Genomic DNA, 266 nt, shown 5'->3' on the forward strand with positions numbered 1-266 from the left:
CTGGTGGAAGGGGCGACCGAGAATGCCGCAACGGTTCAGGCCCTGCTGGACAACCTGGTCTCGCGCGGGCTCGACCCGACGGTGCCAAGACTGTTCATCGCCGACGGCGCGAAGGCGTTGTCGAAGGCGATCCGCCGCACCTTCGGTTCGGCCGCTGCGATCCAGCGCTGCCAGATCCACAAGGCCCGCAACATTATGGAACGCTTGCCGAAACAGCATCATGCGGCCACCCGTCGGGTGCTGCGCCAGGCCTGGGAGCTCGATGA

1 protein-coding gene is annotated in these 266 nt (G+C 66.2%); it reads left to right on the forward strand.

Annotated elements, in window-relative coordinates; all coding sequences use genetic code 11:
* Positions 1 to 266: transposase (locus tag ACZYOF_RS44590; RefSeq protein WP_463719699.1), on the forward strand; the 266-nt coding region annotated here is incomplete at both ends.

This window comes from Bradyrhizobium sp. LeoA1Lang, from assembly GCF_055413685.1.